Below are 24,819 nucleotides of genomic sequence, written 5' to 3' on the forward strand. Positions count from 1 at the left end.
CTCCGCGGCGCGCGTTCCGGCTCGGCCGGGACGCGCATCAAGACGATTGCATAGGCAGTACCCATGGAAGGCAGATGCGCGAGACATTGACTCGGCTGCGATATCGCTACTGGCCCGACCATCTCCTCGGCGAGATCTTGTCCAAGAGGTGGACCGAAACCGCCGTTCCTGTGCTTCTGCTCCTGATCGTCGGCTTCGCATTGAGCCGGGTCCTGGAGCACTTTCTGTCCCCCGCGAGTCTCGCCGACACTGCGCGCCAGGCCGGAGAGATCGGTTTCATCGGTCTCGGAATGGGGCTTGTGGTCATCGTCGGCGGCATCGACCTGTCGGTCGGGTCGATGTTTGCCCTGACGGATTTCTGCGCGCTCTATCTCCTGGACGTTCTCAATTGGCCCGTTCCGGCAGTGGTCGTCGCGACCATGGTCGTCGGCGGGCTGCTTGGCGCCGTGAACGGGGTCTTGATCGGATATCTGAGACTTCGCGCCTTCATCGCCACGCTGATCACACTGATCATCTATCGCTCGGCGTTCGATCTGCTGATTCAACGCTATTCGAATGCCATCGCGTCATCGCTTCCAGATATCCCCTCGTGGGATTTCATTGGCGGCGGGGATGTTCTGGGAATCCCGAGCGTCGCGCTGCTCTATGTCATCGTCGCCATCGTCGGCCATGTCTTTCTGACGCGGCTGCGGCCCGGCTGGCACATCACGGCGATCGGCGGATCGCGCCGCTCGGCCTACAATTCCGGCATTCCGGTGCGGCGGACCATCGCGCTCTGCTACGTCGCGAGCGGTGTTCTGACCAGCATCGGTGCGTTGTTCTTTGCCGCCCGCCTCGGAACCGTGGGCGGCGACATCGGCGTCGGCCTCGAGGTGATCGTCCTGACTGCGACCGTCCTCGGCGGGATCACGCTCGGCGGTGGCAAGGGTTCGGTCGTCAAGTCGCTGGTCGGTGTGCTCATCGTCCTCCTGATGACCAACGGCTTGACCGCGATGAACGCGCGCGGCGGCGTCAACCGCATGGCACTCGCGACAATCCTCCTGGCGGCCGCCATGGTCGATATCCGCTGGCAGAAGAACCGCAACCGGATCATCAGCAAGGTCTACGTTGCCCCGACCTATCATGCGCTGCCGCCGCCACCCCCGACCGAGATCGGCAAGGGCGGCCCGTTCGAGCAGAACGACAAGCTTCGCGATGTGTCTCTCATCGGGCTCGGACGGATCGAGGCGCCGGAGGATGTCATTCTCGACCGCAACGACGTGCTCTATGCCGGCTCCCGTCACGGTGACATCATCCGGTTCTTTCCGCCGGACTATGAGCGGATGGAGGTGTTCGCCCATATCGGCGGCCAGCCGCTCGGAATGGCGTTCGACCGCCAGGACAATCTGTATGTCTGCATCGGCGGCATGGGTCTCTACCGCATCACGCCCGATGGAACCGTGGAGAAGGCCACCGACGAGACCAACCGCAGCCTGTATTCGGTGAATGACGACAGCCGTCTGCGGCTCGCCGACGACCTCGACATCACCGATGACGGACTGATCTTCTTCTCCGAGGCGACCGTTCGCTACGAGATGGATGAGTGGCCGGTCGACGGGCTGGAGGCCCGCGGCAACGGTCGCATCATCTGCTACGACACGAAGAGCGGAACGACCCACACCGTGCTGCGCGGACTTAAGTTTCCGAACGGCGTCGCTGTTGCCAGCGACGGTCAGTCGATCTTGTTCGCGGAGACCTTCGGCTGCTCGATCAAGCGATACTGGTTCGCTGGTCCGAAGAAAGGCGCGGTCGAGACCGTCATGGACAACCTGCCGGGCTATCCCGACAACATCAATCTGGCGTCGGATGGCAACTATTGGCTGGCGCTGGTCGGCATGCGCAGCCCATCGCTCGACTTGGCGTGGCAGATGCCGGGCTTCCGGCGGCGCATGGCCAAGCGGGTGCCGATCGACGAATGGCTGTTTCCGAACATCAACACCGGATGCGTCGTCAAGTTCAACGAGCAGGGCCAGATCCTGGAATCCCTCTGGGACCTCAAGGGCGTCAATCACCCGATGATTACCTCGATGCGGGAACACCGCGGTTATCTCTATCTCGGCGGCATCGCCAACAACAGGATCGGGCGCTTCAAGCTGGAGAACGCCGATCCCGACTTCGTACACTACGATACGCGCTGGAGGAGGCATTCGTGATCGCCGCCATCCGTGAATTCGCAAACCGCTTGCTCGGCCGCGGCGATGCGACCATCACCGTTCCGTCGTTCGACGGGGCGCTGAAGGCCAATCAAGTGCTGGAGGCAGCCGAAACGCTCCTCGAATGTGAAGCACCGGAGGATATTGCGTCCGACGGCCGTTCCCTTCTCATCGCCGATGGCGCGCGACTCCTGCGTTGGGCTGGATCGTCGCCTACGGAGATCCGCAGGTTCGCGCGGCCGATCTCTGCGTTGGCGATGCTTCCGTCCGGCGGTCTGGCCGTTGCCATTGGCGGCACTGAGGTTCATATCTATGATACCATCACCACCAAGACGCCGGTCTCGACATTTACCGGTGAGTTGCGCGCCGTCAACGCGCTTGCGCCTGCAGGCGACGGCGCCCTGATCGCAACCGATGGTTCGTCATCGTATGAGGTCGGCGATTGGGCGCGCGACCTGATGGAGCTCGGTGAGACCGGCCGTGTCTTCAGGCTCGATCCGCGGACGCAGACGATGCAGCAGCTTGCGGGCGGGCTTCGCTACGCCTTCGGTGCCGTCGCAAACGGCAACGACGTGCTCGTCAGTGAAAGCTGGCGGCACCGTCTGATTTCGATTGCACCCGGCGGCACGCGCACGGTCGCGCTCGGTCACCTGCCGGTCTATCCCTCCCGGCTTGCACCGGCGCATGGCGGCGGCTTCTGGCTGACCGCCTTTGTCGCCCGCACGCAATTGGTCGAGTTCGTGCTTCGCGAACCGGCCTACCGGCGCCGCATGATTGCTGAGATTGAGCCTGACTATTGGGTGGCGCCACGGCTCAGGTCCGGCCAGTCCTTCAAGGAGCCGCTGCAGGGAGCGCACATCAAGACCATGGGGGTCATGAAGCCGTGGGCTCCCCCAAGGTCGTACGGACTCGTCATCCGGCTCGGTGCCGACGGACTGCCGCGTTATTCGCTTCATAGCCGCGCTGATGGCGTCAATCACGGCATCGTCGCCGCCGTCGAGTTCGGCGGCGACCTCGTCATGATCGCAAAGGGGCCGGGCAGGGTGCTCAGGCTGCCGCTTGCAACCCTTGGCCAGGAGGTCCTTCCATGAGCGAGGTCATCCTGTCCCTGTCGAAGGCAACCAAGCTCTATGCCGGCGTGCCGGCGATCGAGGGCGTCGATTTCGAGCTGCGGCGGGGCGAGATCCACGCGTTGGTCGGCGAAAACGGCGCAGGCAAGTCGACGCTGACCAAGGTCATGGCTGGCGTCGTGGCCTTGACGTCGGGCGCCATGACGGTTGATGGCGTCGCGGTGTCTCCCAGAACGCCGCTGGAGGCGCGGCATCTTGGCATCGCAATGGTGTTTCAGGAAAACAGTCTGGTGCCGACGATGACCGTGGCGCAAAACCTGTTTCTCGGTCAGGAGAGATTTTACAATCGGCTGCGCGGCATCTACATCGCGGCTCAGCAGTTCCTCCAATCTCTCAATTTCGACGTCGCGCCGACGGCGACCGTCGGCGGCCTGGGCGCGGCCAAGAAGCAGATGGTCGAAATCGCCCGCGCCGTGCTGCACAAGGCGAAAGTCATCATCTTTGACGAACCCACGGCGACGCTTACGCCGGAGGAGAAGAAGTATTTCTTCGATTTGGTGCGGGATTTGAAGAGGCGCGGTGTTTCGATTGTCTTCATCTCGCACGCGCTCGAAGAAGCCTTGCTGTTGGCCGATCGCATTACTGTCCTGCGGGACGGCAAGCACGTCGTCACCGACGACGCCTCGGGATTCGATCGAGCGCGCATCGTTCAGGCCATGGTCGGACGAAACCTCTCAAATACGCTCTACGGTGTGCGGAAGGACAAAGTGCGCCCGGCCGGCAGGCGCGTGTTGACAATACAGAATCTCAAAATGGCGCCGATGGTCAGGAACAACTCATTGTCGGTGTTCGCGGGCCAGATCACGGGCGTGTTCGGACTGGTCGGCTCGGGCCGAACCGAGACTTTCAAGATCGTCTCGGGTATTCTGAAGCGTGATTTCTTTCACGGTGGAGAAATTCTGCTCAACGACAAGCCTGTGCGATATCGCGTGCCCGCGCCGGCCGTGAAAGCCGGAATCGCCTACGTCACCGAAGACCGCAAAGTGGAGGGCTTTTTCGAGACGGCCTCGATCGCGCGCAACATCTATTTGGGTCTGCTTGCCAAGTTTCCGGAAGGGCGAGCCTGGTTGTCACGTCGTGAAAGAAATGAGGTCGGCAAGACCTGGATCGAACGTCTCAAGGTTCGCGCAATCGGCGACGAAGTCAAGGTTGTCGAACTTTCCGGCGGAAATCAGCAGAAGGTCGTCATCGCCAAATCCCTGATTCAAGATCCGGAGCTGATCATCTTCGACGAGCCGACGCGCGGGGTCGACGTCGGGGCCATCGTCGAAATTCACGAGTTGATCAACAGGCTCGCCGATGAAGGCAGAGCTGTGGTCGTGATATCATCCTATCTGCCGGAAATTATAGCGCTATCCGATCGGATCTTGGTATCAAGGCAAGGCAAGGTCGTCGAAGAATTCTCGGCGATCGAAGCGACCGAAGAGAAGATCATGTATGCCGCCATCCACTGAACTGCGCGCGGCCTCCAATCGATCAGATCCCTTCAAGCGCACCGACGCCATACCGGAGACACTCCCGATCGGTGTCACGGTTTTCTCCCGGCTCTGGGGATCCGGGGCAACCTCGCCGACAAGGCGCGCAGGCTTGGCATTCCGGTGTGGGCTCCTGGCCAAGGCGGCGCGTGAGCGCCGTCAACTCTGCAGGTCCTTTGCCTTGCTAAAGCGGCCCGCGCCTATATCCCAGGCGACTCTCTGCACTCGTCATCGAGACGCATGCCTGCTTGAATCACGTTGCACGCGGTGGCGCCGGAGCGGTCGTGATCGTCTGAAGCGCTAACCGCGTGACGATACCTGCAATCGGCAACAATTGCTTCTCGTCACGGCCTCTTGAACTGGTCTTGCTTGTCGGCCTTTAGGGCGTGGTGCGAGCGCGCCTGGTCGGAACATCCCTGGTTCGTGCTGCCGCTTTGCACCGGCTTCTCGTCTGCGAACCGTCCCGCCAGTCTCGCTGCAAGACGTGACCGCCGCCATTGAAGGAATGTCAGCGGCTCAAGCTGCTATGTCATATGTCTTGGGCCGGAGCCAGGTGTCGGCCTGCATCTTTGGAACGACAAGGCTGGCCAACCTCCGCGAGATCGCAGCAGCACCCGACAGGCCGCTGTCCGGAGAGCACGCAAATTTGGTACATTCGGCGTTCCTGAAGCAGGAAGCTTCTAAGAGCGCCAAATCCGGCATATCAGGCTTCCTTGAGCGAAGGACCTGACGGGTTGATGGCCACCGCTGAACCGCGTGCGGATGCTGATCGGGTGGGCGACGATGCTGGAGAGGAGACATGTCCTGCCGTCTTGCGCTTGATCACGGTCCCGCGATCCGGCAGCGCAGCCAAGGCCTGCCGCACAGCATGGCGGTTCACACCGAAGGCGGCGGCCAGTTCATCTCTGACGGCAATCGCTTGTTGGATGCGTCACGGACGATCTGCTCGAACAACGTTTTTTCGATCCGCTGAGCTCCCAATGCGAACGTGACAGAACTTGAAAAATGCTTCCAGATGGGCATTCCTTCCTGCTCGCAAGCTAGACAATCCAGAGTCTCTTCGTTCGCTCCGAATGGCCTTTGGTGGTCTCGCCCTTGCCGATGATGCCGAACTACTGCGTCGCCGCTTCGCGCAGAAATGCCTGATAGGCGAGCCCGACTCCCACTTCCAGGGGAGTCGTCGCGCGCCAGCCAAGCTCCATCAGGCGGGAGACGTCGAGGAGCTTGCGTGGTGTGCCATCCGGCCGTGACCGGTCAAAGCTGATGCTGCCCTTGAAGCCTACTACGGCGGCAACCACCCGGGCGAAGTCGGCAATGGTGATATCCTCGCCAGTGCCGATGTTGACCAGCGCGGTGTCCGAATAGGTCTTCATCAGGTGCACGCAGGCATCCGCCATGTCGTCGACATAGAGGAACTCGCGCCGCGGCGTGCCGGTGCCCCAGACCACGACCTCCGGCGCATCTGCGAGCTTGGCCTCATGGAAGCGGCGGATCAGCGCCGCGACGACGTGGCTGTATTCGGGATGATAGTTATCGCCCGGACCATAGAGATTGGTCGGCATGACGTTGATGAAGTCGGCGCCATATTGGCTGCGATAGGCCTCGACCATCTTGATGCCGGCGATCTTGGCGATCGCATAAGGCTCGTTGGTCTGCTCCAGTGGCCCTGTCAGCATCGCGTTCTCGCGCAGCGGCTGAGGAGCAAGCTTTGGATAGATGCAGGATGAGCCCAGAAACATCAGCTTCTCGGCGCCGTTCACGTGGGCAGCGTGAATGACATTGATGGCGATGGCGATGTTGTCGTAGATGAACTCCGCACGCAGCGTGTTGTTGGCGACGATGCCGCCGACCTTGGCGGCCGCCAGGACCACGACTTGGGGCTTCGCGCGTGCGAACCATGCGAACACCGCGGCTTGATCGCGCAGATCGAGTTCTCGGTGCGCCACCGTCAGAAGCTCGACGCCCTCGGACGACAAGCGGCGTATCAATGCGCTGCCAGCCATGCCGCGGTGACCTGCGACAAAAACGCGTTTTCCAGAAAGATGAAAGCGGTAGGACACGAGTTACCCTCTGACATGCAGCATCAAAATCGTCTTCGGTCTGATTTTATGGCATAGCAGCACCGGCGATCCAGGTCGATGACGGTGACCGCCCACACATTCCCATTGTGCGGAGCCTGCCTTCGCGTTGCCATGTCTCCAGGCTCGGGCAGGGCGTTCTGCTGCACGGGTCCAACAGCGTGGCCAGACTCCGGCTGACGATTTCCGGACTCCGGGTTGTGTTCGAATGGTGGTTCGGAGCACATGGCGCAACGATGCTGCCCGACGAGCCTCGCCGCCGCGTCCGGCGCCCGGCTAACGGAACCGAAGCCGTCAACTACGGAGCGCTGATCTCCGAGGCAGTAATGCAGCACGAGATTGCGGCACGCATGACGAACTCTGTGAAGCGTTTTTGCCTGCATGATCGGCCAAATGGGCGAAGTTGAGAAGTATGCCGGTAGCAAGCAGCGATCTGAATTCTCCGCTCCTCTGAATTCTCGGCTCCAACGGGTTGCAACGACGGCGCTGTCGTCACGAACCGTCAGACGCCATTGGCGTTTGGGGGGCACGACAACCCCCGCGACGCAATCTTCGAGCAGCCGGTGACATTGCGACAATCCGCATCCCAACCCTCTTCTCGCGCGAAGATCGCTTGATCGTCAACGGCTGAATCCGCGTCACTAGATGGTCCGGATCAAGATCGTGGTAGCAGATCTATCGCAAGGCTGCCGGCATCGATGATGTGGGTGAGACACTGTTCCAACGCAATCGATATCGGCTCACGGAGCTCTCTCGCTCCGTCCGACCGGGCGCCTTGTCCCGACATGGGCAGGGCCGTGTGGACGGCCAGCAACGTTGCGGTTGGCCAGTTGGCAGTTCTTGCGGGGCCGGGTTCAACAGCTGAAGCTGTCTCCGCCATTCGGCCGGCGGGTTTAGAACGCGACCGTTGCGGGGTGATACACGTTGATCGAGACCCTTCAGTCCATTCCGATGATCGAGTTCGTCGAGGCGGCGGCTCGAACAGGCGTTGGCGAGAATCCGCCTTAGCGAGGACGAGAAGGCTAGCTACCAGTAGGAAGTCGGATCCCATCTCAGGCCGAGCTTGTGGAAGCCCAAAACCAGAACAATGTCGATCAGGACTCACCCAAGCTGAGAACCGCAGGGATGATCGGAGCCGTGACTCCAAGCTTGGAGGCTGCATGCACCGAGAAGTTGCAGCGCCCCAATCTGCGAGCCGATTTGGCCTGAGACAGGTTAAGTGTCCTGCTGTACTTGATCGGAGGTGCCATTTCCCGGAGGGGATAAATTTGCACCGCTCTCAACGATGCTATAGCCACACTCACTGAGCCAATCGAGTACCCGGTCGGCCGTATTGTAGTCCCAACCAGGGTACGACCTCGCGATGATGTCTCTCGGAGAAAGTCGGCGGAGGGCCAACGACGGTTTCGTAGAGTTTCCGACCATTACAAACACCATACTAAATTTGTCTCATCATTACGCAATTCGTGCATTTCTTAACTAGTGAAAAAAATCAACAGTTGAGTCGAAACTGGCATCGGCTCAGGGCTGCTCCCTCGAAATGCTGGAGGTACAAGTCCGAGCGTCGCGCTGCGTTGCCCGCAAAAGTTGTTTGCAGTTTGTGTGCTCTGGTGTTGACCTCACGAACTTGTTCAAGCGCGTCGACCATGAAGGTGACAAAGTTCGTCCTGCGGGTGCGGAGGCGAGGGGATGCATGGCCTTGCTGCGCAAGCGGATTGGCCCGGTGCGTGCGTTGATCAGGCTGGAGGCCGCCCATTGGGGCATTCTGAGCCCAACTGTTCGCTGCCGAGGCGGCGCAGGACCAATATCCGCCATGAGACCTTCAAGGTTCGGCGGCCGGAGCACGTACCTGTCGACATCGAGGTGGTTGAATGGATGACTTCCAGTGTGGAATTGCGTCAGATCGGAGAGTTGTGGCCGCGCAGTCAAAAGCATCGAAATGCAGCAGGTCGCTGATCGAGCAACGCTGCTGCTTCCAGCGTCAGCGCAAAGGTCAAAGCAATTTGGGCCCGTGCCGCCACCAAAGGATCAACGTTCGGACTCTTCATCCACCTCTGCACGAGGATCCATACCCTGCCTTTCGGGATTTCTAGCTGGCGTCCCGATCATCAGTGGGGGCGAGAGTCAAACGACTGCTCAGGAGCCGGACGCCCCTTGCAAATCTGTCGCGAGATGATCACTGCGATCGGCCTGATCGCGCCAGAAGCCGTTAGCTCCCCTGTCTTCGCCAGATGCACAGCTCATTCCCGCGCGCTCCGCTGGGGGAGAGAGCTGCTCTTTCAAGTCATACAGATCTTTCGAGTCATAATAAGCGTCGCTATCAAGCAGTCGTACGGCGTACAACAGAATCGAAATCCCGACTATCGCCGCCAAAGCAACAAGCGCCCATACCATTCCGGCCCAACCATAAACCGATGAAATATGGCGAAATAATACCCGTTCACGTATGCGAAATCAATCCCAGCGTGAGGATTAAACGTAAGTCTACCAGACCGATTCCGAGGCAAGCAGAAGAAATACAACCACAGGTCAACCGTGGGCGCGCAATCTTGCGCAGCAGCAGCCCGGCACAAAACGGAGTCCCGATGCCCGGCTCGCCCTTCGCGCGTGATCTGCGCATCGAACCACTCCCGATCCGCGTCCCATTGAGTGGTTTCGCTGGCATGGCGAGGCGCCGGGCTGATCAGCCTGCCACACCATGGGATCATCGCTTAAAGGCGCGATGGTTCCATCGTCATGTAAGGGACGCGCTGGACGGCCCACGCGTCGTTCTGCTCGAGCAGGATCTCGCCGACGAGACGAACGATGGCGTCCTCGCTTGGGAAGATGCCCACGACCTCGGTGTGCGCTTGATCTCGCCGTTGACCCTCTCGATTGGATTGGGAGAGTGCAGCTTGGCGCGGTGCTGCGCCGAGCGGCTCATACAGGCGAGCCCCGCCTCATCCATGACGGTTGCGAGCTTGGGCACCTTGGGATTGAGCTGATCGGCGACCTTGCGCCATTGCGCGCTGGCCATCGGGCCACTATCCGGCCCGATATGATGGACTGTTGAAAGTCCGAAAGAACGAAAATTTCAAATGTGACAGGGCGAGCCTCATCGTCCGGGGTCAAGACGTTTTATCCAGAAACTACTTGGTAAGCTCAGCAAAGGTGTTGAGGTCGACTTGGTGTGCTCGGGTATCGCGGCCTTGAAGCTCGGCATGGTCGGAAATACCGTAAGTGAAAAAGCTTACCTTTCTAAATCCGATGTGCTCAGCGACAAGTCGGAGCTCTTCCTTTGCATAGAAGTGAATTTGGTCCCAAAACGCATAGGCCTCGAACTCACCTTCGCGAATCCTCGTCTCGGTCGCTGGCGAGTAGTGGCGGTGTAGAACTCCCTCCAGCCCAGGAAAGCTGAAGCGCATCACGCCTCCAGGCTTTAGTGTCCGATAGATCTCAGCTACTACGAAGATCGAGGCGGCTTGGGGGAGGTGCTCAAGCATATCCTCCGAATAGCCGAATCGAACAGTGTTGTCGGCAAACGGGTGTTTGTCCAGCAAGTTGACCTGATAGTAGGCTGGGTGGTCGTGCTCAAACAGGTCAATGTTGATCCAGTCGTCGAGGATCGTGCTGCCGCAACCGTAGTTCACCTTCAGATCGCTTCCCTCGATTATCTTCCGGGGGGCAGCGCGAGATCCCGCCTTGGTCCAGGCTCCGGAGTCCGGCTCATAAGTATACTGTTTGTAGGTCCGGATCTTGTCTTCCCAATAAGGAATTTGCGACAGCCGGTCCAGAAGACCCTGTTGCGAAACGATCGCTGATTCAGCTACCGGCTTGCGGCTCCGTGCTGCAACGTTGACGAGTCTCGGCGCGATGAGGCGCTTCAGGTATCGTGTCGCGCGTCTTAGCATTGGTTCCTCTTGAGCCGCACCGAGACGGATGGACGTAGGAATCGTGATAGCCAAGTAACGAGGGAACGGCGTTCAATCGAATGACATATTTACAACTGCGGCGCAACGATCGGCTCGGCCCGAGCGCCAAGCGATACTCCGACGTGGGTAAGCACTCCCGCAACCTAGTCTTACGGCGATCCTCGCACGCGCAACTGTCCCTGGATGTCAGCCAACAGTAGCGTTCCGAGGGCAATCTGAGCATCGAAATGACCGCCGATGATCATGTCCAGGAGTTCTGACGGACTTGCCAGCAGCGTCTCGACGCCTCGCTCCGGCGCGAATCCTGGGGTCCGGGCGTCGGTCTCAATAAAGAAGGAGTGTACGCGATTGCTGAGACGACCTGCATCGGTTTTGTTCACTCCGAGCAAATGGACGGCCCTGCTCGGAAATCCAGTTTCCCTCAAGCAGTTCTCGAACCGCTGAGCTCGCAGCTTGCTCCAGGATCGATCAGGCCCGCTGGAAGCTCCAGAGTGAAGGCCTCAACCGCCGGCCGGAATTGCCGAACCAGCGGCACCAGACCCTCGGGGGATATGGCGAGAACGACAACGTAGTCGAACGTTTCGACTGAATGGTACGTTTCGCTCGCAGTTCCTGGAGAAAACTCGACTTCGCGAGCCGTCAAAGTCACCCATGGCGAGATCCTGCTCTTGGATGTGCGTGTTATTCTTGGCCACGACTCAGGACGGTTCATTGTCGCTCCTTGCAACGGCGAGGCATCAATGAATCTGGATGCCAAGACGGGTCGAGAAAGTCTGGGAGCCTCGATGGAGGTGTTAGCCCGTAGCTGTTGAAGTGACGCGGCATATCGGTAGCTCGCCTGCAATATGGGGGTGGCTGCCGGCGTCAGATCACCCAGCCTCGCTCGTCGTCTCGCGCCCCATCACCGTCACCATTCCTACTTCAACATGTCGAGCGACAGTCGAGGCGACGGTCGCGCTCGCCTCCGCAAAGGTCTCGTAGCCGTTCAATAATTCAACGATTGCCTGGGCGATTGCAGGCGGGGATGGAGTTGCTTCGAGCGCGTTGCATCCCACGTTCCAGCCGGAAAGCGAACTGCCACTCAGGAACACGAAGGGCTTCGAGCTCGAAATCGCGTCACAAACGATGCCCGACCCTCGTATCGCATAGACAGCAGGATCATGCAGCAGAAGTGCTGCGTGGGCTTGCTTCCAGCTCAATACGTATTCGTCCGGATCCAGATGGAGTGGCAATGCTTCTATTCGAACCTTTCCCGCCCTGCCGCTTGGATGGCCCTGAACACGCAGGACGACGTCTGGGTCGTGCGCCTTGAGCTTTGCTGCGAGCGCCTGCGCCGTCGCGTTCAATAGTCTAGCTCCCTTGTCCGAGCGAGCGTGACCCGCCATGTAGAGAATGAACCTGCCATTCACTGCGGGAGGTTGCTGGGCCGGCAGGTCAGTGGGGTGAGGGAGCAACTCGACAGACTTAGGCCAGATTTCGCGTATGGCGCGTGCGAAGGCGGGCGTCTCTGCGAGTAGATCCACGTGCTCAACGGCCCCCGGGGACTCCTGGAGACGCTTTAAGGCTGATCGCCACGTCGGATCGCTTGGATGGCATCCCACATCATCATACATCAGCCGCACGACAAAACGAGCCTGACCGCGATGCGCCTCAAATTGCTCGGCGGTTGCGATAAGAAGCTCAGCGTCGGCAGACGGCAAGAATACGGTGTCTTGGAGCTTGGGCTCAAAGTTACGGAGAAACTCGCCAAGCTCAAGTCCAATGATGGAGCGGAGTTTGCTCGCATCTGCGCTCGCGACGGTCGAAGCAGGCGTTTCAGTAGCATGAGCGCGTACGCGACCCCTGATGAAGGTTGCTATGGGCATGATCGCGCCTGCGCCGAGCGAAAACGCGGTCGTGACCGTGGGCCCGTAACGGCGAGATCGTGATACGGTATCGCGATTATGTTTGAATACTCGCAAGATATCGCCGCCGCCGAGATGCTGCGATCCGTTCCATCCCTTCCCAGCGGCTATCAGCGGGCGTGTGTCGCCCATGAGGGTTGCAAACCTGGACGTGGCAAACGCGTGGTGACCACGTTCGTTGATCAAGTTTGGTTCGATTATGATGATCCGTCCTGTCACGGTCCCTAATCTCCCGGCAATATCGAGACCTCACGCCCAAGCGGCGCTACGGCTGCTCTTCCGTTTTGCCGCTCCCCTGCAACCAGGGTGTATTCAACGCATTTTTGCAGGAAGCGGGCCATGGAGCGGTCCGCTCTCGTGGCCTCGATCCTGCGACAGATTGCATCAAAGAGGTTCGGATCGAGCACGATACGCTTGATAGCATCAGACAGCGCAGCAGCGTCGACGCGCGCCGCGAGTATGCCGTTAACGCCATCTTGTATCTGCTCGATCAGTCCGCCGACCGGCGTCGCGATGACGGGGATCCCGGCCCCCAAGCTGGTGGCGGCGACACCGGATTGGCTGGCTTCGATGTGGGAAAGAACAACGGCGTGATAACGCGACAATATCGCTGCGATTTCCTGCTCTGTAAGCCAGCGGTTTATCACTTCAGCGCCGAGCGCAGCGAGACGCCGCCTGTTGTCACCAAGTGCGCCCTCGCCGAAAACGCCTAGTTCGACCTGAAAGCCTTCTCTGCGTAAGGCCTCGACGGAATCGAGAAGCAGGGTTAGCCCTTTGTAGGGCATGATGCGACCTAGGAAGGCAAGCCTGATCGGCTTGCCTTCGGTGAGACTGATCGTCCTCCGCCGCGCGCCATAGTCGAGATCTGGATGAAACAGCGTGAACAATTTGTGCTCAGGTACCCGTCGGGCCGTCAGGAGCCTCTTCGCTACTGCGTCGCTCAGGGTGAGGACTGCATCAGCTTGCGCAATCGTCCGATCGAGTAGAAGGCCTATGAGCGCCGACCTGTAGTCGCCCGGGTGGATTTCCGCATCGTGAATGATTGAAGAATAGAGGACTCCATGCGGCTTCAAAACGGAGAATACGACGGACGACCAGACGTGCGGCATGAATTCAATCACGGCCTCAATCTTCCGATTGACAATCTCGCGCGTGATGCGGCTCCGCAGCATCGGAATGCGCCAGGCTTGGCCGATAGCGCCAAGATCATTGGAAAAGGTGTCCACGGCGACCAGCCGGTCTTCAAACTCCGAAAAAGCCGCAAAGCTCTCATTTTGGCGAGATACGGATATCGTGGCCTCGATTGAAGGACATGAGGTCGCTACGGTCGCCGCTTCCTGCACGAAGCGGGATAATCCGCGCCGCCCCCAATAGACCAGCATGATGCGAGCTCTATCAGACCTCTCCAACATGGCTAGCTGTCGCCTTGAGAACGTGACCGAGGCCCACGTGATGCGTGTTGAGCGCCGGGCCCACCAGAGCTCGGAGAGCAGCCTGTGGCTTTGACCGGATCCAGCCACGTCATGCGAGAGCACCGCGTGCCCATAGTTCGGCAAGTGTGAGCTTGTATTGAAAGTCGATAGGGAAGCTTCGTTCCTCTCGGCGCAAACGATCACCATCAATGGCGCCGTGCGACACGAGCATGCTTTCGTTTCTCCAAAGCGGTCCGTGTCGTTCGATCAGCTTCATCATCCATTGTTGGACTGGAGGTGTGAAGCCCTGCTTGGGTCGCTGGCTTACTTCATCTGGCAGCAGATGACCAAAGGATGACAGCAAGAGCCATTTGTGCGGCTTCTCGAAATCCTCAAGGCCGCCATGACGCATAGCGGATACCGCGTTGATGAGGTCGATGTCCAGGAACGGCACGCGCATTTCGATGGAGTGGGCCATGCTCATACGGTCGAGCAGCGTGAGGCAGTTGCAGAGGAGCCAGGTCCTCGAAAGCGCCTCCGTCACGGCTGGACCGCTGGGATATCCTTCAATCGGCCGAGTGCGTGCGAGCCAATGATTGGGTTCGACCGAAGCAGGATCGGCGAGAAGTGAGCGTGATAGCGCGGCTGACCGGCCGATTTCCTTCAATGGAGCCAGAATGGAGGTTTCCCGAGGGACGCCATGTCCGAACGTCCGGCGTGCCCATGCTTTGATTCCTCCATTGTCGCCCTTCTTACGATGCTCCACAGCTGCATTGCGGACCCACTCGTACCCCCAAAAAAACTCGTCTCCGCCCATGCCCGAAAGCAGAACCGGCACCTTTGCGGCTCGGGCTGCGCGGCAGACCTCGAAGTACCCATATGCTGCTATGTCGGCGATCGGGGTGTCCATCGCTTGCACCAGCTGCGGGAATTGCTCGACCATTTGGTCGACATCAATTTCCACTTCCGTGAATTCGATGCCGAGAGAGCGCGCGAAGCGCTGAGCGATCAGCCGTTCGTCCGTGGGCGGTCGTCCCCTATAGCCGATCGTGAAAGCATGAATCTGGCCGGGATAGTGTTTCGCCGAAATGGCGGCGACCAGGGACGAGTCGATCCCACCCGAAAGTGCAACGCCTACCGGAACATCGGCGCTCCCCATCCGCCGGCATGCCGCATCCAGCAGGTCTCTCACCTGCGCAACGGGATCTGGACAGTGAATAGCCTCGACGTCGAGCATACTCCAATAGCGGCGCGGTTCCGCAGAGAGCTGCTTTGGCGAAAGGGTTATCAGATGACCTGGTGGCAACTGATGAATTCCCTCTATCAGGGAGTTCGGCTCCAAGCAGTACTGAAAGGTCAGAAACTCGTGCAGTGCCACTGGGGAGATGCGCCGTTGCGCTGCTGGCACGAGCCGTAGCAGCGGCTTCAGCTCGCTGCACCACCAGACTCGCTCGGCACCGTCGTCTCGCCGGTCTCGCAACATGTAGAGCGGCTTTTCGCCTAGGCGGTCGCGCCCGAGCACGAGCCGCCCCTTGCGATCATCCCAGATGGCAAAAGCAAACATACCCCGCAAATCTGCGATGCAGTCCTCACCTTTGTCCTCGTAGCCGTGAACAATCGTTTCCACGTCTGAGTGGGTTCTCAGATCGTGGCCGCGAGCCTGAAGCGCGCCGCGTAACTCGTGGTGATTGTAGATTTCGCCGTTGCAAACCATCGCAACCGACCGGTCCTCGTTATAAAGCGGCTGTCCTCCTCCTGCCAGATCAATAATCGACAGGCGTCGCATGGCCATCGCCACGTGGGTCGATGCGAACAGTCCATCGGAGTCCGGGCCGCGATGATACAGGGCTCCATTGATCTCGCTTAGTAGAGCGAGCTCGCTTTGCCGAAGTGGAGCACTGCAGATCACGCCGCTGATGCCGCACATGAGTTTAGTCCCCCATTTCCGCCGTCCGAGGATCGTTCGCTTCAGACGTGGTTGTCTCGCCAGCGCTCCGCGCGGCCAGTAAAAAGTTCACGCAGTGATCGCGGGCTTGCCGCGTGTCACGCCGGCCTTCCCTTCGATCGCAACAGCTCGTTCGACAAGGTCCACAAAGGATCGTGCAGCAGAGAGCCGCTGCCGGAGGTTTCGCTCCTGAGCACGTCGTTCCGAAGCAGGATCGGGACCGTCCGGGAGTTCGCGCCAGGCGCTCGAAAGCGTTTCCGCCAGAATTGCGTCGTCGTCAGGTGGAAAGAACCTGACCGGCAGACCCTGCTCGCTCTCGAGCTGCTCACGGTGCACGGGAATATCAGAAGCGATGATTGGTCGTCCCAGCGTCTTTGCATCTTCAACGACAGTACTCCAGCCCTCGAAGAGGGATGGTTGAAGAACCAGGGTAGCGTGGCGGAAAATCTCGATCTGGTCAGCTCGAGGAACCAGTCCCAATCGCAGTATCCTGTCTTGAAGCTCGGATTTGGCGATGAACTCGAGTAATTCAGGTACATATTCCTTGTCGCGATAGTCGTCTTCCCGGCCCGTGCAGACGAGTACCAGATCCGGGTGCGTTGCCTTCAAGCGACGCAGCGCCTCGAATGCAACTCGGTGGTTCTTGTGGGCCCAGAATTGATTTGCGATGTAGGCGTAGCGCCGGGGCAGGCCGTATTGCATGTGTGGATTGCGACCGCCCCGCTCATGATCCGTGATGACAGAGCAGAAGCGCCAGACATGTGGCTCGACCTCAGGATTCGGGCAGAGATTGAGAAAGTCCCTCTTGGCCACTTCACTGCTCAGGACCAGGACGCCAGGCTCGGAGGCGATCAAAGCGATGCCACGGTCGCGCGCATCGCGCTCATCCTCAGTAAAGAAATGAGGCAGCTGCACATGTTGAAAATCAGGTATCCATCGGATCGCCGGAACGCCCTGCACCTTGCCGCCAATTGTAGGATAGGTGGCATCCAGCTTCTGCCAAGCCGGATCTGGAGGAATGTAGGTTTGCAGAAACTTCCTATGGACACGGCGCCAGAAATGGGCGATCGCGCCATGCCTGCGCGGGCGCCGGTTCCGGTCGACGAACGGAAAAGAGCGCAGTTCAACGGCGAGCGGCATCGCATCGTCCGGTACGCCGAGCAGCCTGACCTCCGGTCTCTCCGCTTCTGGCAGGCTTTCAAGACAGTAGACGAGATTGCGAATATAGATAATGCCGCCCATCCACTTGGGATCGGTGATCACGTCGAGCCCGATCACCCGGGTGGGGCGCTTGCCGCTGCTTTGGCCAATCATTCAATTCCTCGGTGCGGTAATGGGCAATTACTTTGATCGCCGGGCAACGCGCCACCGTCGTATCCCGCCGAGCCAGCTCCCGCCAGCGGAAGGCGAGGAAACCACCTGGCTTGGCCCAAGAAATTCCGAGTAGACCTTTTCACGTGTCGCAATCTGTTCCGGCGTCCCTTCATGCTGTCCCTCCGTGCAAGTCGCGCACGGCGAAAGCTTGGGACCATAGCGAAGCAGTTCCTTTCGCCATTCCGCCATCGCCTGGCTGGCATAAGCCGCAAAAATCGTTGGAAAATCTGTCAATTTTCCAATTGCATAGCGTTGGGTATGCTCTGCAAAGTCGACGAACATCTGGCAGCAAGGGAATAGCGTGCCGTCGTAGGAAACCGTAAAGTCATTGAAGGGACGGGAGCACGGCGCGGACCGGCTGAACGCGCCGGAGCTCAGTCCGACGGATTCCGCCCGGTTCGATCCCAGCGTGTAGTAGTTCGTAGCAAAGACATGGATCGGCAACTTTTCGATATTGACATGACCCTGCATCGTCTCTCCGGGACGGAGGATGTCGATCTTTATGGCCTTCTGCAAACGTCGGGAAAGGTCGTTGAAGCGCGTCGCTGCATAGGCGTCGTCGTACGGCTTGCCGGCCGGGGCATGGATGGAAATGTAAAGTTCGGACAGGCCGGCTGAGATCAGTTCGCGAACATAGTCGCGATCCAAATAGTCTCCGTTGCTACTGAAGTATATGCGGGCCGCCGGCAACAGCTCTCGAGCGCGCCTGATGCGATTGAGCAGCAGCGACTTGTCTGAAGTTGGCTCGTTATACAGGTTTAAGCACAAGCCCTCGTCATAGGAGATTTCTGCGAGGTCGCGCAGGATAAGTTCATAGGTATCGTGAGGCAGCAGTTTGTTGGTCGAGGCACGATCGACCTTCGACACGGGGCAGTAGGAGCATGCCCGATTGCAATGTGATGAAATCTCGACAACGACGTTGCGTACTGACCTTCGAAACAGCTCTCGCGCCGCTTCAGCGCTCGTCGGTGCGAAAAAGTGGTCCCGCGCGAAATGGTCCAACGCTTCGTTCATGAGCTGACCTGGTCAAGATGAAAATCTGCATCGAAGTGAACGACGGCATTCGGGTCCGAGTAGAGGAACTTGTCGCTTGGATTGAGGACGACGACGTTTCCACACTTGAGCGCGAGAAAGAGATGAAGTCCTGCATGGCGCGTGATCGCGGCGATGTTCAAATCGTAACTTCCCGGCCGCAGATTTTGCGCTGGAACGGAAATCCTCAGACTATAGCGACCTGGCATCACGCGTCCGACCAGAAGACCTTGCTCGTGACTGTCGATAGTGCAGATATTTCTATAATGTGCCGCATCGAGCACGGCGCGGATGACGAGGTCATCGATAGCTGAATGAACCGTCACATCCATGACGATGTCGAACGGCTCCTTGAAGTGCAGCTCCTTCTTGGCCGCATTGCCGTCCTTTGCGACGATCTTGATATTGTCGCAGACAACGTCGCCGGTGCCGGAGATCAGCTCGCTCGCGCCACCCGGACCAGGAAGCGCACTCTCCCGAGTACGGGCGGCGTTGCGAGCGTTCTGATCGTCATAGGCGCGGATCACCCTCTCGATTTCGCCGAGGACCTTCACCTCGCCCTTGTCCATGAACAGTCCGCGATCGCAAACCGCCCAAATCGCTCCAATGGAATGCGAAACCAGGACGATCGACGTGCCCTTGCGCTTCAATCCAAAGAGGTAATCATAGCACTTCTTCTGGAAGTTCAAGTCACCCACAGCGAGCACTTCATCGACCAGCAGCACCTCCGGCTCGCTCACGGCAGCCACCGCGAAACCGAGGCGCACCTGCATGCCGCTCGAATAATGCTTGACGGGCATGTCGATGAATTGTTCGAGCTCAGAGAATGCAACGATCTCATCCATGTGGGAGCGGATCTCCCGCGGAGAGAGTCCGAGGAGGGCGGCGTTTATGTAGATGTTTTCGCGGCCGGTGAGCATCGGTGAGAAGCCAGCGCCGGCCGCAATCAATGCGCCAACACGTCCGCGCAGCATGACGCGACCGGCATCCGGCTTGTAGATGCCAGTCAGGATGCGCAGAAGGGTCGTCTTTCCACAGCCGTTGACCCCCATGATGCCAAGGCTCTGGCCGCGTTCGAGGGTGAAGCTGATGTCCTTGACGGCCCAGAACTCCCCGTCACGCAACAGGCTCGAATCGCTGCCGGCGCCAACAAGCCGACCGAGGCCGTCACGAAGGCCGTGTGCCATCGATCGGCGCAGCGACAGGCCGAACTTCTTGGAGACGCTCTCGGCGCGAACTGTCCAGTCCTTATCGCTCACAACTGTCTGCTAACCTTTGGTGGTAAGGATGCGGGTGTACACTGCCGGAGGGAGGCATAAAAGCGAAATGCAAAAAGGGCAGCCGGCCGACCGGTCTGCGGAGCCGACCAGTTCGGCAGCCCCTCACTTGATGTTCGCGCCTTTGTTGCCCGTCCGCCACCATGCGGCATAGGCGGCAAGCCCATCTCTCAAGCTCCAACGATGCTCGAAGCCCAGGCTTCTTGACCGTGTGGCCGAGGCCTGCAGGTGGTTCGGATCGCCAACGCGCGAATTTCCATTGAATCGGATCCGACAATCGACTCCCAATGCGCGGGCAAGCTCACTGGCAATGGATTCAACACTGGATGCGACGCCAGTTCCGCCATTGACGATGAGGCACTGCGACGTTGCGTGCTGGGCCGCGATGAACCCGAGTTCGGCTGCGTCCTCCACGTACAGCATGTCCCTGGTCTCAGCCCCCGTCCCAAAGAGGGTAATTTCGTCGGACGCCTGCGAGAGTTTTCCTGCGACGTCCCATAGCAGCTGCTTCTGCAAGCCGGGACCGTACAGAGAGAAATAGCGAATCACGGCCGTTTTCAAGCCGAATGAGTGTGACGCCGATCGACATAGCCATTCGGCACAGAGCTTGTGTGCGCCATAGGGCGATACAGGAGCCAGCGAAGCGTCTTCGGCGATCGGTCCCGGCGCGGCGCTGCCATACACGGCCGCGCTGGAGGGAAGCACGAACACCGCTTCCGGCGCTGACCTGCGCAACGTATCAAGCAGCAGCGCGGTGCTGTCTACCGAGAGACGGAAGTCTCGGTAAGGGTCCGCAAGCGATGCGCCGATTGCGCCGCTGCCTGCGGCATGGAATACGACGTCGGGGGGGCCGACAAGCTTCAGGAGCTCCTTGATCGCTTCGTTGTCGATGATCTTCTCGATCCAAGCAGCCCTGCCTGAGACTTTGGCGAGAGGGAGTGTCGCGATATCGACATCGGCAGCGCCGCCAAGCCCAATGCCAGCAATATCCCAGCCCCCCGCCGCAAAACGCGCGGCCACATGTCGGCCCAGGAAGCCACGGGCGCCGGTTATCCAAACGAGTGCCATACGTCAGAATTGCTCTTAGAGGTTCCGAAAAGGGATCGTCTCTATCGAATTGATCGCCACGGTTAAGACGAGAGGGCGCGCGCCCCTGGGCGCAGGGTCAGCTCGGACGCTTGTGTGACGGCGAAACCCGTGGACGCGGAGGGCATTTTCTACTTTCACGTGTGGATGCGCCAACTTGCAAACATGCCGGTCGTGGAGGTATACACCGTCTGAGGATTGTTTCCAACGATATCCATGCCTTCAGGCCGATTGCGGAGGAGGACAGCTGGTGAGTTCCTTCAAGGTGCCTGTGAGCGGGGTAGTGGAGCGCTTGATCGGATCTGAAGATGCGTGCGGCGGCACTGACAATCCGGTTTCGATCGATCATGCAACCAAAGGGTGCGTTCATGTCGTTATTCCCGTCTTTAATCGTTGGCAGTTCACGCAGCAGTGCGTCGAAGATCTGCGCCGTCAGACCTATCGACATTTGACGATCAACGTATCGGACGGCGGATCGACCGACGGCACGCGAGACAAGCTCGCTCGACTCTATCCGGACGTGGAGGTGATCTACGATGGGAAGGAGCGTTGGTGGGCCGGCTCTTGTGCGCTGGCCATTGAGCGGATACTGGCCAAAGCTGCGACGGATGACTTCGTTCTTTTGCTGAACAATGACACGAGAGTCCCTGAAAACTACATCGAAACGCTGGTTGCCTGGTCGCGGACCCATGACGCGGCCGTTGGCGCAAAGGTCGTTGACAGTCGCGATCCGACGAGGGTCCTCGATGCCGGCGAGATGATTGATTGGGAGCGCTACGATTTCCCCATCAAAACAGAGATCGCCTCAGGCGAGCGGCATTGTGAAGACGTCGACACGCTTCCGGGCCGAGGTACCTTGATTCCGATCAAGATGATAAGAGCGGTCGGCAACATCGACGATCGGACCTTTCCACATTATATTTCAGATTACGACTTCTTTTGCCGGATCAAGTCTGCTGGTTTCAAGCTGCTTGTGTGTTACGACACGATGATTCTGGCTCATATCGAGGAGACCGGTATCGTACCGCAAGCCCAGTTGACCTTGCGGCAAGCCTGGCGCGAAATCTTCGACCGCAGGTCGATGACCAATCTCGGCGATCATTGGCGCTTCGTCTCCCGACATGCGCCCGCGCCGCTGCGCCCGCGGTTGCATCGCCTTTTGGTGGCGCAGGCGGCCGCAAAATTGCTTTTGCGCACGGAACTCGGCATTTTTTTTCTACCGCCGTATAAGGGCGCGCGTCTCGTCAGGAGAGTCATACGAGCCGTTGTACGCTTGATTAACGAGCCGGATGCTGCGCTCGAGTTCGCGCACTGGCCGCATGCGGTGAAGCTCGTTGCGCTGATGACGTTTGCTCCACGCCCCTTCCAAAGCGATGAGGCCGCCGCCAAAGGGTTGGATGTGTCGCGGCTTGTGCGCGATGGCGTATTGATCCTGCGGTTGCCGCCTGACTGGTATTGCTTCGGCACGCTGCAATGGGCAGGCCGGTCAGATGCTGCGCAACTGAACGATCTGCTGCGCGCGTGCCGAGGGCCGAGCCTGTTGCAATATAGGGCCCTTGTTTCCTACAAGAGGGCACGCCAAGCGCATATACGGCTGGGTGATGATAGCGCGGCAGACCCAGGGCAAGCATCATGCAATCATTGAAACAGTACATCAAAGGGCGCCTCAAGGCGCCGCTCGCGGAATCAAATTACAAACGATTTCTCGCGGACGGAAACCCACCTTGGAAGCCGGGTTACGATACGCATAAGATCAAGTCGGTAACCGCCGCAATCAACGATCCCGCCTACGATCCCTACAAACTCCCGGACGGTTTTGGTTGGCGCCTCGATGAACGTATCGTCGAGTATCCATGGTTCATGGCGCGCCTTCCAGCCGGAAAGGGGCGGTTGCTCGACGCGGGGTCTACCCTCAACCACGCGCATGTGCTCGGTCATCCGAAGCTGCGCGAAAAGACCTGCACCGTCTCGACTTTGGCGCCGGAGCAGTGGTCGGCGTGGCAGTGGGGCGTGTCCTACGTTTACGAAGATCTTCGCGAAAGCTGTTTTCGGGACGCGTATTTCGATTGGATTGCCTGCATCTCGACGATCGAGCACGTTGGCCTGGACAACACGATGCTCTACACGAGCGACGGCACAAAGAACGAGACGGATACCGATGGCTACGTCTCTTGTCTGATGGAATTGCGCCGAATGTTGAAGCCAGGTGGGGTGCTCTTTCTGAGCATGCCATTCGGCCGACGAGCCAACCACGGTTGGTTCCAGATTTTTGACGCCGAGATGGTCGACCGGCTCGTCGAGCGATTCGCGCCGCAATCGGGCATCGAGACCATCTATCGTTACAAGGCGGAAGGATGGACCGTTGGCGACCGGGAGAGCGCAAAGGACGCAACGTATTTCGACATACATAAGCAAAACACTTATGATGATGATTACGCGGCGGCCTCCCGGGCTGTCGTGTGTCTTGAGCTGACGAAGTAGCGCCTTCCGTGACGCGCCGTGTTCGTGCATTTGCCGAAGGACTACTTGCTCGGCTCGTTCGGCCGCGGCATTTGCCGTCGGCGGACGGAAGGATTGATCGCGCTCTGGCAGATATCGACCAGACCGCCGTTTTCTATCCGACGGCCAGTCTGCATACGCACGGGCACCCGCCAGAGGCGCTGCGGATTGGCGCTCACACGCACGTCCGTGGCGAGTTGTTGTTGTTCGGACACGGCGGACGTATTCGCCTTGGCGAGTATTGTTATGTTGGCGAGCAGACCAGAATCTGGTCCGCGAGCGAGATCAGCATCGGCAACCGCGTTCTGATCTCGCATATGTGCACAATTATGGATAATCTGACCCACCCGTTGGATGCGAGCGAGCGGCATCAGCAGTTCCGCGATATCATTACCGCTGGTCATCCACGCAAAATCGACCTAGACGAGCAACCTGTCATCATTGAGGACGATGCGTTGATCAGTTGCCATTGCGTGGTGCTGCGAGGCGTGCGAATCGGCCGGGGCGCCGTCATTGGAGCGGGCAGCGTCGTCACCAAGAACGTTCCGCCGATGGTGATTGCGGCGGGCAATCCGGCCAAGGTCATTCGCGAACTCGATATGGAAGCAGTAAAATGACCGATGGCGCGATGAGCTGGGAGCAGGCGGTCTCCTGGTTGCGCAACCAGCCTGACCAGGCCAGTCTTGTGAAGGCGTGTTTCTTCGATGACCCGCTGTTGGCGGCTGCGCAGCGATTTCACGCCAGCTCCGAGTGGATTGCGACGCGATCATTGCTGACGAGCCCACCAGGGCGCGCCTTGGATGTCGGGGCGGGCAGGGGCATCGCGAGCTACGCGCTCGCGGCTGATGGCTGGCAAGTGACGGCGTTGGAGCCTGACCCGAGCGCGCTGGTGGGGGGCGGGGCGATCCGGGCGCTCGCGGGCGAGAGTGGATTGCCGATCGACGTTGTGCAGGAGTGGGGTGAGACCCTGCCATTCGATAGCAGTAGCTTCGATGTCGTACTCTGCCGTCAGGTGCTGCACCATGCGCGTGACCTGGGGCAGCTCTGTGCCGAGATTAGTCGAGTTCTGAAGCCGGGTGGAATTTTACTTGCCACGCGCGAGCACGTGATCTCACGACGAGAGGATCTGCCGGCATTCTTGGCGTCGCATCCGCTTCACAAGCATTATGGCGGTGAGCACGCCTATTTGCTTGCGGATTATCACGCCGCGATTACCGAGGCAGGCCTTGCTCTCGAGCAATCGTTGAATCCACTTCAGTCGGATATCAATCTGTTTCCAATGACCTTGAGTGACCACCGGAAACTTGTCGCCAAGCGGCTCAGATTGCCATCGGTGCTTGTTCGTCCTTGGCTGATGTCATGGTACGGTAACCAGCTTGACGATCCAGGGCGTCTTTACACATTCAGAGCGCGCAAGCCTGCAAGCTGATGCCAGGGCATGAATTGTGAAGAGATCATTGTCGAACATTTGCAGAAAGCTCTCTCCGCAACGGATACGGAGAGT

At 59.3% G+C, this 24,819-nt stretch carries 18 protein-coding genes and 1 pseudogene; 8 read left to right on the forward strand and 11 right to left on the reverse strand.

All coding sequences use genetic code 11. The features are described from left to right. Positions 1–74 precede the first annotated feature (74 nt). The 4 genes from S58_RS04175 (at position 75) to S58_RS38890 (ending at position 5,770) form a co-directional block, all read left to right on the forward strand. A complete protein-coding gene (locus S58_RS04175; RefSeq protein WP_015663991.1) occupies positions 75–2,192 on the forward strand; it encodes an ABC transporter permease in 2,118 nt (705 codons plus the stop codon). After that, complete coding sequence (locus S58_RS04180; RefSeq protein ID WP_015663992.1) at positions 2,189–3,283, forward strand: SMP-30/gluconolactonase/LRE family protein; 1,095 nt, start codon at positions 2,189–2,191, stop codon at positions 3,281–3,283. Before S58_RS04175 ends, S58_RS04180 begins: the two co-directional genes overlap by 4 nt. Further along, positions 3,280–4,776, forward strand: coding sequence for a sugar ABC transporter ATP-binding protein (locus S58_RS04185; RefSeq protein ID WP_015663993.1), 1,497 nt, complete (start codon positions 3,280–3,282; stop codon positions 4,774–4,776). The genes S58_RS04180 and S58_RS04185 overlap by 4 nt, the downstream gene beginning before the upstream one ends. A gap of 820 nt (positions 4,777–5,596) precedes the next feature. Then, a complete protein-coding gene (locus tag S58_RS38890; protein ID WP_244440700.1) occupies positions 5,597–5,770 on the forward strand; it encodes a hypothetical protein in 174 nt (57 codons plus the stop codon). A gap of 139 nt (positions 5,771–5,909) precedes the next feature. On the opposite strand, the gene S58_RS04190 is transcribed toward S58_RS38890, so the two are convergent. The 11 genes and pseudogenes from S58_RS04190 to S58_RS04245 form a co-directional block, all read right to left on the reverse strand. Then, positions 5,910–6,857 carry a GDP-L-fucose synthase family protein gene (locus S58_RS04190; protein WP_083938480.1) on the reverse strand — a complete coding sequence of 316 codons (948 nt, stop codon included), beginning with the start codon at positions 6,855–6,857 and terminating at the stop codon, positions 5,910–5,912. A gap of 2,154 nt (positions 6,858–9,011) precedes the next feature. Next, positions 9,012–9,269: a hypothetical protein gene (locus tag S58_RS04195; RefSeq protein WP_042338697.1), complete on the reverse strand. Its 258-nt coding sequence runs from the start codon at positions 9,267–9,269 to the stop codon at positions 9,012–9,014. A 300-nt stretch (positions 9,270–9,569) separates the two neighbouring features. Continuing rightward, a pseudogene (locus S58_RS04200) lies at positions 9,570–9,903 on the reverse strand (transposase); the annotation flags it as partial. Positions 9,904–10,003: 100 nt separating this feature from the next. Then, complete coding sequence (locus S58_RS04205) at positions 10,004–10,765, reverse strand: class I SAM-dependent methyltransferase (RefSeq protein WP_015663995.1); 762 nt, start codon at positions 10,763–10,765, stop codon at positions 10,004–10,006. Between the two features lie 890 nt (positions 10,766–11,655). Then, positions 11,656–12,909 (reverse strand): hypothetical protein, encoded by a 1,254-nt coding sequence (locus S58_RS04215; RefSeq protein WP_015663997.1) that lies wholly within the window; start codon positions 12,907–12,909, stop codon positions 11,656–11,658. A 5-nt stretch (positions 12,910–12,914) separates the two neighbouring features. Then, positions 12,915–14,072, reverse strand: coding sequence for a glycosyltransferase family 4 protein (locus S58_RS35725; RefSeq protein WP_160167580.1), 1,158 nt, complete (start codon positions 14,070–14,072; stop codon positions 12,915–12,917). Between the two features lie 139 nt (positions 14,073–14,211). Continuing rightward, positions 14,212–16,029 (reverse strand): asparagine synthase (glutamine-hydrolyzing), encoded by a 1,818-nt coding sequence (asnB, locus tag S58_RS04225; protein WP_015663999.1) that lies wholly within the window; start codon positions 16,027–16,029, stop codon positions 14,212–14,214. A gap of 87 nt (positions 16,030–16,116) precedes the next feature. Then, positions 16,117–17,361, reverse strand: coding sequence for a glycosyltransferase family 4 protein (locus S58_RS04230; protein ID WP_015664000.1), 1,245 nt, complete (start codon positions 17,359–17,361; stop codon positions 16,117–16,119). 27 nt (positions 17,362–17,388) lie between these two features. Then, a complete protein-coding gene (locus S58_RS04235; RefSeq protein ID WP_083938484.1) occupies positions 17,389–18,435 on the reverse strand; it encodes a radical SAM protein in 1,047 nt (348 codons plus the stop codon). After that, positions 18,432–19,712, reverse strand: coding sequence for an ABC transporter ATP-binding protein (locus tag S58_RS04240; protein WP_015664002.1), 1,281 nt, complete (start codon positions 19,710–19,712; stop codon positions 18,432–18,434). Before S58_RS04240 ends, S58_RS04235 begins: the two co-directional genes overlap by 4 nt. A gap of 123 nt (positions 19,713–19,835) precedes the next feature. Then, the gene (locus tag S58_RS04245; RefSeq protein WP_015664003.1) at positions 19,836–20,798 is read right to left on the reverse strand and encodes an NAD-dependent epimerase/dehydratase family protein; all 963 of its coding nucleotides are present in this window, start codon (positions 20,796–20,798) and stop codon (positions 19,836–19,838) included. A gap of 268 nt (positions 20,799–21,066) precedes the next feature. On the opposite strand from S58_RS04245, the gene S58_RS04250 reads away from it, so the two are divergent. Genes S58_RS04250 through S58_RS04265 form a run of 4 tightly spaced genes read left to right on the forward strand, consistent with a single transcriptional unit; the run spans position 21,067 to position 24,744 of the window. Beyond that, the gene (locus S58_RS04250) at positions 21,067–22,461 is read left to right on the forward strand and encodes a glycosyltransferase (protein ID WP_015664004.1); all 1,395 of its coding nucleotides are present in this window, start codon (positions 21,067–21,069) and stop codon (positions 22,459–22,461) included. Then, the gene (locus S58_RS04255; RefSeq protein WP_015664005.1) at positions 22,449–23,297 is read left to right on the forward strand and encodes a DUF268 domain-containing protein; all 849 of its coding nucleotides are present in this window, start codon (positions 22,449–22,451) and stop codon (positions 23,295–23,297) included. The genes S58_RS04250 and S58_RS04255 overlap by 13 nt, the downstream gene beginning before the upstream one ends. A gap of 8 nt (positions 23,298–23,305) precedes the next feature. After that, positions 23,306–23,932: an acyltransferase gene (locus S58_RS38775; protein ID WP_015664006.1), complete on the forward strand. Its 627-nt coding sequence runs from the start codon at positions 23,306–23,308 to the stop codon at positions 23,930–23,932. Continuing rightward, on the forward strand, positions 23,929–24,744 hold the full coding sequence (locus S58_RS04265; protein ID WP_015664007.1) for a class I SAM-dependent methyltransferase: 816 nt from the start codon (positions 23,929–23,931) through the stop codon (positions 24,742–24,744). Before S58_RS38775 ends, S58_RS04265 begins: the two co-directional genes overlap by 4 nt. The last annotated feature ends 75 nt before the right edge of the window (positions 24,745–24,819 follow it).

Origin of the sequence: Bradyrhizobium oligotrophicum S58, assembly GCF_000344805.1 — a bacterium.
Taxonomy (GTDB): Bacteria; Pseudomonadota; Alphaproteobacteria; order Rhizobiales; family Xanthobacteraceae; genus Bradyrhizobium; species Bradyrhizobium oligotrophicum.

What these genes read in the sequence shown, in the direction of transcription:
- S58_RS04175 (WP_015663991.1), top strand. Translation starts at nt 75, where the DNA reads ATGCGCGAGACATTGACTCGGCTGCGATATCGCTACTGGCCCGACCAT.
- S58_RS04185 (WP_015663993.1), top strand. Translation starts at nt 3,280, where the DNA reads ATGAGCGAGGTCATCCTGTCCCTGTCGAAGGCAACCAAGCTCTATGCC.
- S58_RS38890 (WP_244440700.1), top strand. Translation starts at nt 5,597, where the DNA reads ATGTCCTGCCGTCTTGCGCTTGATCACGGTCCCGCGATCCGGCAGCGC.
- S58_RS04195 (WP_042338697.1), bottom strand. Translation starts at nt 9,269, where the DNA reads ATGGTATGGGCGCTTGTTGCTTTGGCGGCGATAGTCGGGATTTCGATT.
- S58_RS04205 (WP_015663995.1), bottom strand. Translation starts at nt 10,765, where the DNA reads ATGCTAAGACGCGCGACACGATACCTGAAGCGCCTCATCGCGCCGAGA.
- S58_RS35725 (WP_160167580.1), bottom strand. Translation starts at nt 14,072, where the DNA reads ATGCTGGTCTATTGGGGGCGGCGCGGATTATCCCGCTTCGTGCAGGAA.
- asnB (WP_015663999.1), bottom strand. Translation starts at nt 16,029, where the DNA reads ATGTGCGGCATCAGCGGCGTGATCTGCAGTGCTCCACTTCGGCAAAGC.
- S58_RS04230 (WP_015664000.1), bottom strand. Translation starts at nt 17,361, where the DNA reads ATGATTGGCCAAAGCAGCGGCAAGCGCCCCACCCGGGTGATCGGGCTC.
- S58_RS04235 (WP_083938484.1), bottom strand. Translation starts at nt 18,435, where the DNA reads ATGAACGAAGCGTTGGACCATTTCGCGCGGGACCACTTTTTCGCACCG.
- S58_RS04245 (WP_015664003.1), bottom strand. Translation starts at nt 20,798, where the DNA reads ATGGCACTCGTTTGGATAACCGGCGCCCGTGGCTTCCTGGGCCGACAT.
- S58_RS04255 (WP_015664005.1), top strand. Translation starts at nt 22,449, where the DNA reads ATGCAATCATTGAAACAGTACATCAAAGGGCGCCTCAAGGCGCCGCTC.
- S58_RS04265 (WP_015664007.1), top strand. Translation starts at nt 23,929, where the DNA reads ATGACCGATGGCGCGATGAGCTGGGAGCAGGCGGTCTCCTGGTTGCGC.